This window comes from Amycolatopsis dongchuanensis, assembly GCF_039542405.1.
Lineage (GTDB): Bacteria > Actinomycetota > Actinomycetes > Mycobacteriales > Pseudonocardiaceae > Amycolatopsis_E > Amycolatopsis_E sacchari.
In genome coordinates this window covers 35,365-50,401 of record NZ_BAABIB010000114.1, presented here as the reverse complement: position 1 = coordinate 50,401, position 15,037 = coordinate 35,365, and the positions used below count along the sequence as shown (strand labels likewise).

17 protein-coding genes are annotated in these 15,037 nt (G+C 71.5%); 8 read left to right on the top strand and 9 right to left on the bottom strand.

Annotated elements, in window-relative coordinates:
• Positions 1–57 precede the first annotated feature (57 nt).
• From ABFX51_RS29165 to ABFX51_RS29135, 7 genes are all read right to left on the bottom strand, one after another.
• On the bottom strand, positions 58–972 hold the full coding sequence (locus ABFX51_RS29165; protein WP_346055568.1) for a formyltetrahydrofolate deformylase: 915 nt from the start codon (positions 970–972) through the stop codon (positions 58–60).
• Positions 973–996: 24 nt separating this feature from the next.
• Positions 997–1,713, bottom strand: a complete 717-nt coding sequence (locus ABFX51_RS29160; RefSeq protein ID WP_346055567.1) for a maleylpyruvate isomerase family mycothiol-dependent enzyme — start codon at positions 1,711–1,713, stop codon at positions 997–999.
• Positions 1,598–2,314, bottom strand: coding sequence for a DedA family protein (locus ABFX51_RS29155; RefSeq protein WP_346055566.1), 717 nt, complete (start codon positions 2,312–2,314; stop codon positions 1,598–1,600). The genes ABFX51_RS29160 and ABFX51_RS29155 overlap by 116 nt, the downstream gene beginning before the upstream one ends.
• Positions 2,307–3,005: a lysophospholipid acyltransferase family protein gene (locus ABFX51_RS29150; RefSeq protein ID WP_346055565.1), complete on the bottom strand. Its 699-nt coding sequence runs from the start codon at positions 3,003–3,005 to the stop codon at positions 2,307–2,309. Before ABFX51_RS29150 ends, ABFX51_RS29155 begins: the two co-directional genes overlap by 8 nt.
• A gap of 68 nt (positions 3,006–3,073) precedes the next feature.
• Positions 3,074–3,781: a GNAT family N-acetyltransferase gene (locus ABFX51_RS29145; RefSeq protein ID WP_346055564.1), complete on the bottom strand. Its 708-nt coding sequence runs from the start codon at positions 3,779–3,781 to the stop codon at positions 3,074–3,076.
• 118 nt (positions 3,782–3,899) lie between these two features.
• The gene (locus ABFX51_RS29140) at positions 3,900–4,691 is read right to left on the bottom strand and encodes a class I SAM-dependent methyltransferase (RefSeq protein WP_346055563.1); all 792 of its coding nucleotides are present in this window, start codon (positions 4,689–4,691) and stop codon (positions 3,900–3,902) included.
• Positions 4,670–5,170: a DUF2505 domain-containing protein gene (locus ABFX51_RS29135; RefSeq protein ID WP_346055562.1), complete on the bottom strand. Its 501-nt coding sequence runs from the start codon at positions 5,168–5,170 to the stop codon at positions 4,670–4,672. The genes ABFX51_RS29140 and ABFX51_RS29135 overlap by 22 nt, the downstream gene beginning before the upstream one ends.
• A 26-nt stretch (positions 5,171–5,196) precedes the next feature.
• Here ABFX51_RS29135 and ABFX51_RS29130 point away from each other — a divergent pair, with 26 nt between their 5' ends.
• Positions 5,197–6,207, top strand: a complete 1,011-nt coding sequence (locus ABFX51_RS29130; protein WP_346055561.1) for a UDP-N-acetylmuramate dehydrogenase — start codon at positions 5,197–5,199, stop codon at positions 6,205–6,207.
• On the opposite strand, the gene ABFX51_RS29125 is transcribed toward ABFX51_RS29130, so the two are convergent.
• Entirely contained in the window at positions 6,199–6,933 is a 735-nt protein-coding gene (locus tag ABFX51_RS29125) for an SDR family oxidoreductase (RefSeq protein ID WP_091516217.1), read from the bottom strand. The genes ABFX51_RS29130 and ABFX51_RS29125 overlap by 9 nt on opposite strands.
• Positions 6,934–6,989: 56 nt before the next feature.
• Between ABFX51_RS29125 and ABFX51_RS29120 the strand changes: the two genes are divergently transcribed.
• From ABFX51_RS29120 to ABFX51_RS29105, 4 genes are all read left to right on the top strand, one after another.
• Positions 6,990–8,159 (top strand): L,D-transpeptidase, encoded by a 1,170-nt coding sequence (locus ABFX51_RS29120; protein WP_346055560.1) that lies wholly within the window; start codon positions 6,990–6,992, stop codon positions 8,157–8,159.
• A gap of 114 nt (positions 8,160–8,273) precedes the next feature.
• Entirely contained in the window at positions 8,274–9,572 is a 1,299-nt protein-coding gene (mshA, locus tag ABFX51_RS29115) for a D-inositol-3-phosphate glycosyltransferase (RefSeq protein ID WP_425425896.1), read from the top strand.
• A complete protein-coding gene (locus ABFX51_RS29110; protein WP_346055559.1) occupies positions 9,569–10,081 on the top strand; it encodes a type III secretion system chaperone family protein in 513 nt (170 codons plus the stop codon). The genes mshA and ABFX51_RS29110 overlap by 4 nt, the downstream gene beginning before the upstream one ends.
• 578 nt (positions 10,082–10,659) lie before the next feature.
• Positions 10,660–11,400, top strand: coding sequence for a phosphoglyceromutase (locus ABFX51_RS29105; RefSeq protein ID WP_346055558.1), 741 nt, complete (start codon positions 10,660–10,662; stop codon positions 11,398–11,400).
• Between the two features lie 38 nt (positions 11,401–11,438).
• Here ABFX51_RS29105 and ABFX51_RS29100 read toward each other — a convergent pair whose 3' ends face one another.
• Entirely contained in the window at positions 11,439–12,062 is a 624-nt protein-coding gene (locus ABFX51_RS29100; RefSeq protein ID WP_346055557.1) for a DNA-binding response regulator, read from the bottom strand.
• A 66-nt stretch (positions 12,063–12,128) separates the two neighbouring features.
• On the opposite strand from ABFX51_RS29100, the gene ABFX51_RS29095 reads away from it, so the two are divergent.
• The 3 genes from ABFX51_RS29095 (at position 12,129) to ABFX51_RS29085 (ending at position 15,014) form a co-directional block, all read left to right on the top strand.
• A complete protein-coding gene (locus tag ABFX51_RS29095; RefSeq protein ID WP_346055555.1) occupies positions 12,129–12,995 on the top strand; it encodes an oxidoreductase in 867 nt (288 codons plus the stop codon).
• Between the two features lie 133 nt (positions 12,996–13,128).
• Positions 13,129–14,328: a sensor histidine kinase gene (locus ABFX51_RS29090; protein WP_091516233.1), complete on the top strand. Its 1,200-nt coding sequence runs from the start codon at positions 13,129–13,131 to the stop codon at positions 14,326–14,328.
• Positions 14,325–15,014 carry a response regulator transcription factor gene (locus tag ABFX51_RS29085; protein ID WP_091516236.1) on the top strand — a complete coding sequence of 230 codons (690 nt, stop codon included), beginning with the start codon at positions 14,325–14,327 and terminating at the stop codon, positions 15,012–15,014. The genes ABFX51_RS29090 and ABFX51_RS29085 overlap by 4 nt, the downstream gene beginning before the upstream one ends.
• Positions 15,015–15,037: the final 23 nt, after the last annotated feature.

Here is a 15,037-nt window from a genome sequence, read left to right as displayed (position 1 = left end):
GCACGACAGGCCACCAACGGTCACCTCAACCCGGGACAACGTCCCTGAACATCACACCTAGAAGACGACCGTGCGGTTGCCGTGCACCAGGACGCGGTCCTCCAGGTGCCAGCGCAGCCCGCGGGCCAGGGTGATCTTCTCGATGTCACGGCCCTTGCGCACCAGGTCGGGCACCGTGTCGCCGTGGTCGACTCGGATGACGTCCTGCTCGATGATGGGGCCCGCGTCGAGGTCGGCGGTCACGTAGTGGCACGTCGCGCCGATCAGCTTCACCCCGCGCCGGTGCGCCTGGTGGTAGGGCCGCGCCCCGATGAACGACGGCAGGAAGCTGTGGTGGATGTTGATCGCCCGGCCCGCCCACGCCGCGCACAACTCCGGCGGCAGGATCTGCATGAACCGCGCCAGGACGATCGCATGCGGGTCGTGCTCCTCGACGAGCTTGCGCACCTCCGCGAAGGCCGCGGCCTTATGGCCAGCCCCTCGCCCACCACCACCCTCAACGGAGGCGCTCCGCGCCGCAGGGTCCTCTCGAGGAAAGGGCACATGATGGAACGGGATTCCATGGGCGCGGGTGATGTCCGCCAGCGTCTCGTGGTTGCCGATCACCGCGCGCACGTCGACGTCCAGCTCGCCGGACGCGACGCGGCCGAGCAGGTCGTACAGGCAGTGCCCGTCCTTCGACACCAGGATCACGACGCGGCGGCGCACCGCCGTGTCTTCGACCCGCCAGTTCGACTCCGCCGACAACGACGACGCGACCTCGCCGAAGCGCACACGCAGCTGGTCCACGTCGTAGGGCAGCGAGTCCGCGCGCACCTCCTGCCGCGTGAAGAACCAGCCGGTGTCCGGGTCGGTGTGGTAGGCCGCCTCGACGATCCAGCCGCCCGCGTCGGCGAGGAAGGAGGAGATGCGGGCGACGATGCCGGTGCGGTCGGGACAGCCGAAGGTGATCACATAACGTCGTTCGGACACCCGGTCATCATCCCCCGCCGCAGCTCACGGCGCCGCGAGGGGCTCCAACAGCTCGGTGCTCCCGGTGACGACGGCACTGCTCGGCCGCCCCCACACCCGGCGGTACACGGCGTCCGCGGGTCCGGCGATCGTCACGTCACCGGCGACGACCTCCGCCGTGATCTCCGGTGGCATGCCTGAAGACAGCCGGACCGCCCACGCACGGTCCACATCGGTCGCATGCAGTACGGCGACGCCCGAATGCGCCGACTTCGACCAGTCCCGGCGCGTCGGCACCATCCAGGCGATCAGCTCGTCGACCCCGTCCGCCGCGAATTCAGGGTCGAAGACCAGCGGCGGCTCGGCGGTGAGCGCGTGCTCGGCGTCCAGCCGGTGGATCGCCGCCTCGTGCGCCTGCCGCCGCGCCCACGAGCGCGCGACCTGCGGGTAGCGGGTGAACGGCAGCCAGGCCGGGGTCTCCGGGTCGGCGAGGCCGGTGAGCATTTCCTCGCGCCGCTCGTCCCACCAGGGCAGCAGCTCCTCCCAGTCACGGGGCGGCCGGTCGGCCTCGACCTGCCGTCCGGTCGGGTCGGCCAGTGCGTTGACCACCCACGACTGCACACGGGCGAGGTGCGCGACGAGCCTGCTAACGGTCCACCCCGGGCAGGTGGGCACGGGCGCGTCCGGGCCCGCTGCCGACGCGGCCGATCGCAGTGCGTCGCAGTGGACCCGGATCGTCTTCAGGTAGTCGTCGTGCTGCATACCGGGAGCGTATTCGGCGGGCGACCTCCAGCACAGCCACCAGCAGCAGGCCGATGCCGAACGACAGCAGCAACCCCTTGGCGGGCTCGTCGGCGAACTTCGTGCCGCCCACCGCGCCGATACACACGCTGTATACAGCCCAAATACCGGTTCCGAGCGCGTCGTATGCGATGAATCGGCCCCAGGAAACCCCCATGCTGCCGGTCGCCAGCCCGCTCGCCACGCGGCCACCGGGCAGGTAGCGCGCGGCGACGATCAACAGGGCGCCGCGCCGCTCCACCTGGCTCCGGGCCCACTCATACCGCGCCTGCCCGCGCTCGCCCCGCTGGAGCCGGGCCAGCATCCGCGGCCCCGCGCGGCGGCCGATCCAGTGCGACAGGCAGTCCCCGGCGAGCGCCCCCACCGCCGCCATCGCGACGAGCAGTGCCAGCCTCGGCACGTCCGGCCCCAGCAGCACCGCGACCGTCACCACCGTCGTCTCGCTCGGCATGAACGGCAGCAGCGCGTCCAGCGCCGCCACCGCGAACACCAGCACCCACAGCCAGGGGGAGCTGAGCGTGTCCCGCAGCAGCTCGGTGATGTGGTTCAGCGCCTCAAGCATGGACGACCTGCCGGGTGGTGGCCTCCGCTCGGGCGGCCAGCTCACGCCGGGTGCCGTCGGGTTCGAAGGGTTCGTGGGCGATCAGCCGCACCGCGAGGTCGTCGGCGTGCACCACGCGGCGCAGCGACGCCAGCAACGTGTCCTCGCCGACGAACGCCGCGACCGTGCTCGGTTCGCCGTCCTGCCGGTACTCGAAGGTCACCGGCCGGATCGGCGCCCCCGCGTCGATCGCGGCCTGGAACGCGGCCCGCCGGAACGTGCCGCCCCCGCAGCGCCCGCACCACGTCGTGCCCTCGGGGAACACCAGCACCGACCGGCCGGAACGCAGTGTGTCGGCCAGGCCCGCCACCACCTGCGGCAGCCGGCGCAGCTCGTCACGGGCCACGAACGCGGTGCCCGAGCGCCGCGCGAGATCCCCGATGACCGGCCAGCCCGCGATCTCCGCCTTCGCCAGGAACCCCGGGGGTTCCACGGCGAGCGCGGCCACGATGTCCAGCCACGAAACGTGGTTGCCGACGATGAGCGTGCCGCGCCCGCCGGGCGCGCTGAGCCGGTCGGTGTCCGTGGCCAAGTCGACCCCCAGTTCCGTGAGCAGCCGGCGCGCGGTCGCACGCAGCTCACCCCGGCGGACGGCGGAGGGGAGCCCCGCCAGCGTGGAGCCGACGCCCCGCCACCGTCGCACCGCTTGCATTGTGGTCACCCCAGGTCGCGTGGAGGTGACGCAGCGCGGTGTACACGGTGAACACACGGCCCACGCGTTCACCTGCCGTCTCCGAAGAAGTAACGCCGGTAGCGCTCGCCGACCTGGTCGAACGACAGCAGCGTGAAGAAGTCGGCGACGCCGAACTCCGCGTCGTGCGCGGGCGGGCCGCAGACCCACGCGCCCAGCCGCAGGTAGCCGCGCAGCAACGGCGGCACGTCCGCGTAGGTGGGCCGGTTCCCGTTGCGGGGCAACGGCAACCACGGCTGGTGTGGTTCGACACGCAGTTCCGGCGGCGGGAGGTGCCGCGCCCGTGCCAGCTCCCACGTGCCGGCCGCCGTGGCACCGCCGTCCGCGAGGGACACCGACGCGCAGCCGGCCAGGTGGCGGTAGCCCTCCGCCATCGCGTACCGGCCGAGCGTCGCCCACATCAGGTTGATCACCGCGCCGGTCCGGTGCGCGGGGTGCACGCAGGAGCGGCCGATCTCGACGAGGTCCGACCGCAGCGGCCGCAGCGCGTCGAGGGCGAATTCGCTTTGCGAATAAAGGGTTTCACTGCGTCCCGGGGGGAGGAGCCGGTAGGTGCCCACCACTTCGCCCCGGTGCGAGACCGCGAGGTGCTCGCAGATCTCGTCGAACTCGTCGCGGTCCTCGGCGACCCCGAACTCGGCCGAGAACACCTTCCGCCGCAGTTCCTGGCAGCCTGCCACCAAGGCCGGGTCCCTGGTCACGACTGCTTCGTACCCCGTGTCGATGAGCGTCGTCATGCGGCGATCGTGTCGGAGCCGCACGACTCGTGAACAGCGTTTTGCCCGATGTTCGGGGTAACTTCCGGGTTCGCCCGTACTGGCTGCCCGCTGGGAAAGAGTAGGGCTTTCCCCCTTTTTACCTGGGCGCGACCGTGTGCCAGGGCACCGTCAGTTCACCGAGGCGCCAGCGCTTCGGCCCGTCGAGCACCGGCCAGCCGCGTGCGCGGAGCATGCGCACGGTCTCCAGCCAGCGGAACCGCGCGCCGAACGCGCCGTGCGGGGCGGCCGCGGCCCAGCAACCGTCCACAAGCGACAGGAAATCGTGCACGGGTTCGCCGGGAACGTTGCGGTGGATGAGCGCCTTGGGCAGACGTTCGGCCACCGTGGACGGACGGTCGAGCGAGCCCAGCCGCACGGACAACGTCAGGGTCAGTGGCCCGTCCGCCGACAGCGTCACCCACGAGCACAGCCGCCCGATCTCGTCGCACGTGCCCTCGACGAGCAGGCCGCCCGGGGCGAGCCGGTCGAGGACCAGCTTCCACGCGCCGGGCACCTCTTCCTCGGCGTACTGGCGCAGCACGTTGAAGGCCCGCACGACGACCGGCCTGGTGCCGGCGAGTTCGAACCCACCCTGCCGGAAGTCCAGCCACGGCGGGTCGGCGGCGGGCAGGGCGGCGGCCACGCGCTCCGGATCGAGTTCCAGCCCCAGCACGCGCACCCGCGGGTGGACGGCCCGCAACCGCGCGGCGAGTTCGACCGTCGTCACTCCGTACGCGCCGTACCCGAGGTCCACCACCAACGGGTCTTCCGCGTGCCGCAGCAGGGTGGACACGCGTGGTGAAGCGGTGAGCCAGCGGTCGACCCGGCGCAGGCGGTTGGGGTTGGTGGTGCCTCGGGTGGGGTTGCCTAGGGGTTTCTCTCGAGCCACTGCGCGGACAGCTCGACCTCGCGCCGCAGCAGCTTGGTGATCTGATCCGCGACGAAGCCCTCGAGCTTGCCCCCGACCAGCGGGATGCGGATCTTCACCTCCCCGGTCGCGCGCAGCACGGTCTTCCCGCCCTCGGCACCGATCTCGGTGCGGACGTTGATCTCGCCGGGCACGCCGCTCACCGTGCCCCTGGCCGTCCCGGTGTAGCCGCCACCCGAGCGGGTCCAGGTCTCCTGCCGGTCCACGGCCAGGTCCCCGCTGTGCAGGTTGCGCACGATCGACGGCAGCTTGTCGGCCGCCACGCCCTGGCGCAGCGTGAACCGCACCCCGTCGGCGGTGGGGGCGTAGTCGAGCAGCGCGGCGTTCTGCCCGCCGATCTCGGCCAGCCGCGCCCGCAGCGCGGGCTCGCTGGTCTGGGCGGCGTACACCTCGTCCACGCCCTGCGAGAACTCGGCGTGGTGCTCGATACGGGAGGCCATGACCGCAGACAGTACCGTTTGGAGCCGTGACCCGAGTCGAAACCCGGACCGCCCTGGCCGAGCACACGACCCTGCGGCTGGGCGGCCCCGCCCGCGAGTTCGTCGTCGCCGAGACCACGGAAGACCTGCTGAGCGCGGTGCGCGGGGCGCGAGGACCCGTGCTGCTGCTCGGCGGCGGCTCGAACCTGGTGATCGGCGACGCCGGGTTCGACGGCACTGTCGTGAAGATCGCGACGAGCGGCTGGCGGGTCGACGGCACCGAGGTCGAGGTGGCCGCGGGGCAGAACTGGGACGAGTTCGTGGCCGCGATGGTCGACGCGGGGCTCGGCGGGCTGGAGTGCCTGTCCGGCATCCCGGGCTCGGTGGGCGCGACGCCGATCCAGAACGTCGGCGCCTACGGCTGCGAGGTCGCGGACCTGCTGACCTCGATCGAGTGCTACGACCGGCGGGTCGGCGAGGTCCGCACGATGACCGCGGACGAGCTGGGCTTCGCCTACCGCACGAGCGTGCTCAAGGGCACCGACGCCGGGATCGTGCTGAGCGTGCGGTTCGCCCTGCGCGAGGACGGCCTGTCCGCCCCGATCCGCTACGCCGAGCTGGCGCGCAAGCTCGGCGTGGAACTCGGGGCGCGGGTGCCCGCCGCGCAGGCCCGCGAGGCCGTGCTGGAGCTGCGCCGCGGCAAGGGCATGGTGCTCGACGCCGACGACCACGACACGTGGAGCGCCGGCTCGTTCTTCACGAACCCCATCGTCGCCGAGGACGTGCTCGCCGACGTCGAGATGCCGCGCTACCCGGCCGACGGCGGCGTGAAGCTGTCCGCCGCCTGGCTCATCGAGCACGCCGGCTTCGGCAAGGGCTACGCCGGGCCCGGCGGCCGCGTGTCGCTGTCGTCGAAGCACACGCTGGCGCTGACCAACCGCGGCGGCGCGACCACCGCCGACCTGCTGGCGCTGGCCCGCGAGGTGCGGGACGGGGTCCGGGCGCGGTTCGGGGTGACCCTGCACCCGGAGCCCCTGCTGATCAACTGCTCACTCTGAGCGGTAGGAGCGCGAACCGTCGAGCTGCGCGCGCGGCTTGAGCACGATCGAGTCCAGGTTCACGTGCGACGGCCGGGTCGCGGCGAACGCGATGACCTCCGCCACGTCCTGCGCGGTCAACGGCGTCAGGCCCTGGTAGACCTTCGCGGCGCGCTCGGTGTCGCCGTCGAACCGGTTGGCCGAGAAGTCGGTCTCGACCATGCCGGGGATGATCTCCGTGAACCGCACCGGCTGGCCGAGGTGCTCCGAGCGCAGCGTGCGGTGCAGCGCCGACTGCGCGTGCTTCGCCGACGTGTAGCCGGAGCCGCCGTCGTACACCTCGTGGCCCGCGATCGACGTGACGGTGACCACGTGCCCGTCGCCGGATTCGACGAGCTTGGGCAGCAGCGCCTTGGTCATCCGCAGCGTGCCCAGCACGTTCGTCTCCCACATCCACCGCCAGTGGTCCTCGTCGGCGTCGACCACACGTTCCAGGCCCTTGGCGCCGCCCGCGTTGTTGACGAGGAGGTGGCATTCTGGGATCAGCTGGACAAAAGCGGCAACCGAGGCGGGATCCGTGACGTCCAGTTGGTGTGCGGTACCGGACAGCTCCGCGGCCACCTTCTCCAGGCGGTCGAGGCGGCGGGCACCGAGCACGACGTGGAACCCGGCTTCGGCCAGTGCGCGGGCGGTGGCTTCGCCGATGCCCGCGCTGGCCCCGGTGACGACTGCGGTTCGTTGGCTCATGCCGCCATCCTCGCAAGCGGGGGGTCCGGCTCTGGGAGTGCGGGAGGTTGTGCGAAGTGGTGGACAGGCGTGCGGTGGTCAAGGCGGCACTGGCGGCGAGCGCTGCGGCGTTCGCCGCGGCGTGCAGCGGGGGCTCCGGCGGCGGGAGGAACACCGACGGCGGCGGGCGGGCGAGCGAGGCCGCGCCCGTGGCGAAGCTCACGGCGGAACCGGCGGCCGACGCCAAGGAAGTGCCCGTCCGGCAGCCGGTCACGGTCCGCGTCACCGGCGGCTCGCTGACCGAGGTCGCGCTCACCAACGCCGACGGCAAGGCGGTCGCGGGGTCCTTCAACCCCGACCGCACGGTGTGGACCAGCAGCGAGGTACTGGGTTACGGCAAGACCTACCGCTACGCGGCGAAGGCGACCGGGAGCGACGGCAAGACCGCCGAGCTCTCGGGCGGCTTCACCACGATCAACCCGGCGCAGCAGATCCGGGTCACCGTGAACCCCACCGACAACGCCGAGGTCGGCGTCGCGATGCCGGTGAGCGTGAAGTTCAGCGGTGACGTGACGAACAAGGCCGAGGTCGAGAAGGCGCTCAAGATCCGGACGAGCAAGGACGTCGAGGGCTCGTGGGGCTGGCTGTCCGACCGGCAGGTCGACTTCCGGCCGAACGAGTACTGGCCCCCGAACACGCAGGTCACCGTGGCGGCGGAGCTGTACGGCATGGACCTCGGCGGCGGCCGGTACGCGCGCGCCGACGTGACGACGGAGTTCAGGATCGGGCGCAACCAGGTCGTGAAGATCCACACCCCCGACCACGTGATGAACGTCTACCGCAACGGGGCCAAGGTCAAGAGCTACCCGTGCAGCAACGGGCTCGACTCGGACGTGAACCTCAACACGCCCAACGGCACGTTCATCATCATGACCAAGGAACCGTCGGCGATCTTCGACAACGCCCGCTACGGCTACACCAACGTCAACAAGAAATGGGCGTGCCGGATCTCCAACCACGGCGAGTTCATCCACGAGAACCAGGACAACGCGGCCAACATCGGCAGGCGGAACACCTCGCACGGCTGCGTCAACCTGCTGGAGGCCGACGCGAAGGACTACTTCGACTCGGCGCTGATCGGCGACCCCGTGGAGATCACCGGCTCCCGGCTCGCGGGCCCCGTCACCTCGGACGTCATGGACTGGCTGGTGTCCTGGCCGGCCTGGCGGGCGAAGTCCGCGCTGTAGCCGCGTTGCCCGTTGGGGAAGATGGCGGGGGCATGCCGTGTTGCGTCCAGGGGCGGCCTCCGCCCCGTGGCGGACAGCAGGACACAACGGGAGTGAACCAGGGTGACGATCTCGCTGCGCGGGTCTCGGCGGAACTCGGCGATCTGGCCGCGCAGGGTCGCGGTGCTGTCGGTGCACACGTCGCCGTTGGAGCAACCGGGCACGGGCGACGCGGGCGGGATGAACGTATACATCACGCATACAGCCGTTGAAATGGCCAATCGCGGCATTTCGGTCGAGGTGTTCACGCGGGCCACGTCGTCGGACCAGCCGCCGGCCGCGGAGCTGGCGCCCGGCGTGCTGGTGCGGCACATCCCCGCGGGCCCGTTCGAACCGCTGGGCCGTGACGAGCTGCCGGCGCAGCTGTGCGCGTTCACGTCCGGTGTGCTGCGGGCCGAGGCGTTCCACGAGCCCGGCTACTACGACGTGATCCACTCGCACTACTGGTTGTCCGGGCAGGTCGGCTGGCTCGCGCGGGACCGCTGGGGCGTACCGCTCGTACACACCGCGCACACGCTCGCGAAGGTCAAGAACGCCGCGCTCGCCGAGGGCGACAAGCCGGAGCCGCGGACGCGCGTGTTCGGCGAGGAGCAGGTGGTCGCCGAGGCGGACTGCCTAGTGGCGAACACGCCCGTCGAGGCGCGCCAGCTGGTCAGCCTGTACGACGCCGATCCGCACTCCGTGCACATCGTGGCGCCCGGGGTGGACCTGGAGCGCTTCACGCCGGGCTCGCGGGACGCGGCGAGGGACCGCTTCGGCTTGCCGCGCGACGCCGTGGTGCTCGCGTTCGCAGGTCGTATACAACCGCTGAAAGCGCCGGACGTGCTGTTGCACGCGGCCGCGCACCTGCTCCAGCGCCGGCCGGGGCTGCGGGACCGGCTGGTCGTGCTGGTCGTCGGCGGTCCGTCGGGGACGGGTCTGGAACAGCCGCAGGCGCTGCGGGAACTGGCCGTGGCGCTGGGTATCGAGGGGCAGACGCGGTTCCTGCCGCCGCAGCCGGGGGAGCGGCTGGCCGAGGTTTACCGCGCGGCGGACGTGGTAGCTGTGCCCAGTTACAACGAGTCGTTCGGCCTGGTGGCGCTGGAGGCGCAGGCGTGCGGCACCCCGGTGGTCGCCGCGGAGGTCGGCGGGTTGCCGGTGGCCGTGGCACACGGGGTTTCGGGGCTGCTGGTGCCGTCGCACGCGGCGCAGGACTGGGCGGCCGCGCTCGCGAGCGTCGCGCTGCGGCCGGACCGGCGGGCCGAGCTGGGCGCGAACGCCGTGCAGCACGCGCGGCGGTTCTCGTGGCAGCGCACCACGGACGCGCTGCTGGACACCTACGCCGCGGCGGCACACTCGTTCCGGAACGCGGTACGTGCGGAGGTTGCGGTTTGAACATCGACGAGGTGATCCGGTCCACGCTGGACAAGGCGGACCTGCGCTACGACCGGAAGGGCGAGGGCCGGTACTTCGTGACGCTGCCGGGCACGAAGAAGCTGCAGACGAACTGCTGGCTGCTGGTGCGTGAGCACGCGTTCGCGATCGAGGCGTTCGTGTGCCGCCGCCCCGACGAGGAGCACGAGGCGGTGTACCGCTTCCTGCTGCGCCGCAACGCGAAGCTCTACGGCGTGCACTACACGGTCGACGCGCTCGGCGACATCTACCTCGTCGGCAGGCTGGGCCTGAGCACCGTGACGGAGGAGGAGCTGGACAAGCTCCTCGGCCAGGTGCTGGAGGCCGCCGACAACGACTTCAACACCATCCTGGAACTGGGCTTCGCCACCAGCATCAAACGCGAGTGGAACTGGCGGGTCTCCCGGGGCGAGTCCCTGGCCAACCTCCAAGCCTTCAAACACCTGGTAGAACCCGAAACCCCCCACGAACCCGGCACCCTCACCCAGTAACCACGACGAGACCACGGCGACTGGCGACATACGCACTCGAGCCGACCACCGCGATGGGGGTCCAGGGGGCTCGCCCCTGGCGGGGGTCTGGGGGTTCGACCCCCAGAAAGCAATGAGGAACCGCCTCCCGCAGGCGAGCGCGCCAGCGCGAGCATGCAAGGGGGAGGCGGGACGGCTCGAGGGAGGGGGAGTCGCGAACTCGAGCCGCCCCGCTGAACGCTCCCGCCGCTGTGGACCCGGTGGCGAGGGGGAGTGCCAACGGGGCCGGCGGGGCCGCAGCTCGGCAGGGGGGAGACGAGCTGCGGTCGCTTCCCGCCGCCGCTGGGGAGTGCGTGGAATCCAGCGGTGCGGGACGTAAGTCAACTTGTCAGATATCCACCAGTAATCACAAGACTACTGGATACTCCATTCGAGTGAAATTTATAACGGCTGTTAACGCAACGCAGCAAGTGTCACTTTCCGCGCTGGCCGTTCGAGCCCGTTCCCGCTCCCGGGCGATCGCGTTACCGAGCAGTAACGCACTGTGCGTAGACCCTGGTCCATCACGGGGAGGTTCGGGCCGCGGTTAGATTCGACGCATGGCCGAACTTGGAACGTTGGTGCTCCTCCGCCACGGGCAGAGCACCTGGAACGCGGAGAACCTGTTCACCGGCTGGGTCGACGTGCCCCTGTCCGAGCAGGGGCAGGAGGAGGCCCGCAAGGGCGGGCAGCTGCTCGCCGAGACCGGGCTGCTGCCGGACGTCGTGCACACGTCGCTCCTGCGCCGCGCCATCTCGACCGCGAACATCGCGCTCGACGTGGCCGACCGGCACTGGATCGACGTGCGGCGCAGCTGGCGGCTCAACGAGCGGCACTACGGCGCGCTGCAGGGCAAGAACAAGAAGCAGGTGCGTGACGAGTTCGGCGAGGAGCAGTTCATGCTGTGGCGCCGTTCGTACGACGTGCCGCCGCCGCCCATCGAGCGCGGCAGCGAGTTCAGCCAGGACACCGACCCGCGCTACGCCGACGATGCGCCGCTCACCGAGTGCCTGAAGGACGTCGTGGCGCGGCTGCTGCCGTACTGGGAGTCGGCCATCGTGCCGGACCTGCGCGCCGGGAAGACCGTGCTGGTCGCCGCGCACGGCAACTCACTGCGGGCGCTGGTCAAGCACCTCGACGGCATCTCCGACGAGGCCATCGCCGGGCTCAACATCCCCACCGGGATCCCGCTGCGCTACGACCTGACCGAGGACCTCAAGCCGGTCACCGCGGGCGGCACGTACCTGGACCCTGAGGCGGCCAAGGAAGCCGCCGCGGCCGTCGCCGCGCAGGGCCGCTGATCCTCGTCCGAGCGCGGGAGCCCAGCGGGCTCCCGCGCTCAGACGAGCCCGAAGTCGCGTGCCCGCACCCCGGCCTGGAAGCGGGACTCCGCGCCCAGCACGGCCATCAGCTCCGCGACGCGGCGCCGGTAGGTGCGCAGGCCGAGCCCGAGCGTCTTGGCTGCCGTCTCGTCCTTGCAGCCGGACGCGAGCATGTCGAGTATCCGCGGCGCGAGCGGCCGCACCTCGGCGAACCGCGCCTCGAACACGGCGAGGTCCGTCGCCGAGCGCCAGGCCGCGTCGAACAGCGACGTCACCCCGCGCACCACGTCGGGACGGGTGACGACGCTGTAGCTGCGCTCGCCGCTCGACCGGTCCCCGGCGAGGATCGCCGCCCGCTCCCCGAAGATCAACGTCTCGCTGATCTCCGACGGGGTGATCCGCACCTGCGCGCCCATCCGGGCGAGCTCCCGCACGTGCCGCGCCTGCACCGGGTCCAGCAGCACGGCGGGCCGGTACAGCTTGCGGACCGGGAAGTCCACCGGCGTCGGCCGGCTCACCTGCCGGGCCACCGCCCACGCGTACAGGTCGTGTGCGGCGCAGGCGACGGGCTCACCCGCCGTGAACAGGTGCGCCGCGCGCTCGAACAGCTCGGCCTCGCCGAACACCACCGAGACATCCACCCCTCCAGTGTGGCAGGAAAGTGCCAACCGGAGGCGTCGCTCGCGCCCGCGAAGCACGCTCGGAGCATGAGCACTGGAACCACCACCGCCGACGTGGCGGGCACCTGGACCCTCGGCGACCGCACCGTCAACCGCCTGGGCTTCGGCTCGATGCGGCTGCCCGGGACACCCGACGCCCCCGGCGACCACGACCGCGCCGTCGCGGTGCTGCGCCGCGCCGTCGAACTCGGCGTGAACCACATCGACACCGCCGCCTTCTACTTCACCTCGGTCCTGTCGTCGAACGACCTGATCAGGGAGGCGCTGCACCCCTACCCCGGGGAGCTGGTGATCACCACCAAGGTCGGCCCAGGGCGGCACCCGTGGGGCGAGTTCTACTACGCCCGGCCGGACCAGCTGCGCGGGCAGGTCGAGGAGAACCTGCGCCAGCTGGGCAGGGACCACCTCGACGTGGCGAACCTGCGCCTCGGGGACACCCTCGACCGCGGCAGCGGCTCGCTCGCCGAGCACTTCGGCGCGCTGGCCGAACTGCGGGAGGCCGGCCTGGTCCGGCACCTCGGGATCTCGAACGTCACCGCCGCGCACCTGGCGGAGGCCCAGCAGATCGCCCCCGTCGTGTGCGTGCAGAACATGTACGGCCTGTCCACCAGGCGCGAAGACGACGAACTCGTGCGGCTGTGCGGCGAACAGGGCGTCGCGTTCGTGCCGTTCTTCGCGATCCACTCCGGACAGGAGGACCCGGAGGTCGAGGCCGTCGCCAAGGCCCACGACGCGACGCCCGCACAGGTCCGGCTCGCCTGGACGCTGCACCAGGGCCCGCACGTGCTCGCGATCCCCGGCACGAGCGACCCGGCGCACCTCGAGCAGAACCTGGCGGCCGGAGCGCTGCGACTGTCCGAAGAGGAACTGCGCCGGATCGACCCGATCCGGTGAATCACGGCCGGGCGGCGGTCCCGTGAACAGGGCCTGAACCAGCGGCCAACAGTTTCCGTGGAGGTGTCACAGGCGTCACGACAAGGCCGTCAAGGCTAGGTCAAATGGTCAGCTTCGTGCTTACGATTCAGCCGTGAGCGTGAGTGCCGCACTCGCCCTGGCCGTCGGCTGCCTGCTGGTCGGCGGGCTCGCTGGTTCCCTGGTCAGCCGGTCCCGCCGGCGCCGGGCCGACCGCCGGCCGGCTGGTCCCACCGTCGCCGAGCTGCTGTTGCGGCTCGTGCGTTCCTCCCACAACGGTGTCGTGGTGCTGAACCGCTTCGGCGACATGGTGCTGCACAACGACCGTGCGGAGACGCTCGGGCTCATCCGCGACAACCGCGCCGACGCCCGCGCCCGCAAGGCCGCCGAGCAGGTGGTCGAGACCGACGAGCCGGTCGAGGTCGACCTGTCGCCGCTGGAGGCGCGGGGCCGCCAGCCCGAGGCCGTCGTCGGGCACGTCCGCCCGCTCGGCGACGGCTTCACCGTGATCGAGGCGGTGGACCACTCCGAGGCCGCGCGCCTGGAGGCGGTCCGCCGCGACTTCGTGGCCAACGTCAGCCACGAGCTCAAGACCCCGGTCGGGGCGATCGCCCTGCTCGCCGAGGCCGTCCTCGACGCCGCCGAGGACGTCGAGGAGGTGCGCCGCTTCGGCGGCAAGATCCTGCACGAGTCGACCCGGCTGGGGCGCCTGGTCACCGAGCTGATCGCGCTGTCCCGGCTGCAAGGCGCCGAGCGGCTGCCCGACCTGAACGTGGTCGAGGTGGACGCCGTCGTCCGCGAGGCGCTGGGCCGCACGAAGCTCTCCGCCGAGTCCGCCGACATCGAGGTGACCGCCGACCCGGACAGCGACCTGCTCATCGAGGGCGACCGCACCCTGCTCGTCACCGCGCTGTCCAACCTGCTGGAGAACGCCGTCGCGTACTCGCCGCCGGGCAGCCCCGTCTCGGTGAGCAGGCGGCTGGTGGACGGCATGGTCGAGATCGCGGTCACCGACCGCGGCATCGGCATCGCCGAGGAGGACCAGCAGCGCGTCTTCGAGCGCTTCTACCGCGCCGACAAGGCGCGTTCGCGCGCCACCGGCGGCACGGGGCTGGGGCTCGCGATCGTCAAGCACGTCGCCGCCAACCACGGTGGCGAGGTCAAGCTGTGGAGCATGCCGGGCACGGGGTCGACCTTCACCCTGCGGCTGCCGGCGTACCAGGGCGCGGCACCGAACGGCGCCGCGGCCGACAAGACCCCCGACCGGGTACCCCGGCTCGTGGGGACCAGTCAGGAACAGGGAGGAAAGCAGTGACGAGGGTGCTCATCGTCGAGGACGAGGAGTCGTTCGCCGACCCGTTGGCCTTCCTGCTGCGCAAGGAGGGCTTCACCGCCGCGGTGGCCACCACCGGCCAGCAGGCGCTGGAGGAGTTCGACCGCAACGGCGCCGACATCGTGCTGCTGGACCTCATGCTGCCCGGCATGAGCGGCACGGACGTGTGCAAGCAGCTGCGGCAGCGTTCCGCCGTGCCGGTGATCATGGTGACCGCGCGGGACAGCGAGATCGACAAGGTCGTCGGCCTGGAACTGGGCGCCGACGACTACGTGACCAAGCCCTACTCCGCGCGCGAGCTGATCGCCCGCGTGCGTGCCGTGCTGCGGCGCGGCGGCGAGAACGGCGGCGAGGGCGAGCTGGCGCCGCCGGTGCTCGCGGCCGGCCCGGTGCGGATGGACGTCGAGCGGCACGTCGTGACCGTCGACGGCAGCGAGGTCTCGCTGCCGCTGAAGGAGTTCGACCTGCTGGAGTACCTGCTGCGCAACGTCGGCAGGGTGCTCACCCGCGGCCAGCTGATCGACCGGGTGTGGGGCGCGGACTACGTGGGCGACACGAAGACGCTGGACGTGCACGTCAAGCGGCTGCGGTCGAAGATCGAGCCCGACCCCGGCTCCCCGCGGCACCTCGTGACGGTGCGCGGTCTTGGTTACAAGTTCGAGACTTAAGCCGCCTTCCGGGTACGGTAGGG

Excerpts from the sequence above, each read along its gene's own strand:
- ABFX51_RS29150 (WP_346055565.1), bottom strand. The coding sequence starts at position 3,005 with ATGCAAGCGGTGCGACGGTGGCGGGGCGTCGGCTCCACGCTGGCGGGG.
- ABFX51_RS29145 (WP_346055564.1), bottom strand. The coding sequence starts at position 3,781 with ATGACGACGCTCATCGACACGGGGTACGAAGCAGTCGTGACCAGGGAC.
- ABFX51_RS29155 (WP_346055566.1), bottom strand. The coding sequence starts at position 2,314 with ATGCTTGAGGCGCTGAACCACATCACCGAGCTGCTGCGGGACACGCTC.
- ABFX51_RS29095 (WP_346055555.1), top strand. The coding sequence starts at position 12,129 with ATGAGCACTGGAACCACCACCGCCGACGTGGCGGGCACCTGGACCCTC.
- ABFX51_RS29105 (WP_346055558.1), top strand. The coding sequence starts at position 10,660 with ATGGCCGAACTTGGAACGTTGGTGCTCCTCCGCCACGGGCAGAGCACC.
- ABFX51_RS29125 (WP_091516217.1), bottom strand. The coding sequence starts at position 6,933 with ATGAGCCAACGAACCGCAGTCGTCACCGGGGCCAGCGCGGGCATCGGC.
- ABFX51_RS29135 (WP_346055562.1), bottom strand. The coding sequence starts at position 5,170 with ATGGCCTCCCGTATCGAGCACCACGCCGAGTTCTCGCAGGGCGTGGAC.
- ABFX51_RS29160 (WP_346055567.1), bottom strand. The coding sequence starts at position 1,713 with ATGCAGCACGACGACTACCTGAAGACGATCCGGGTCCACTGCGACGCA.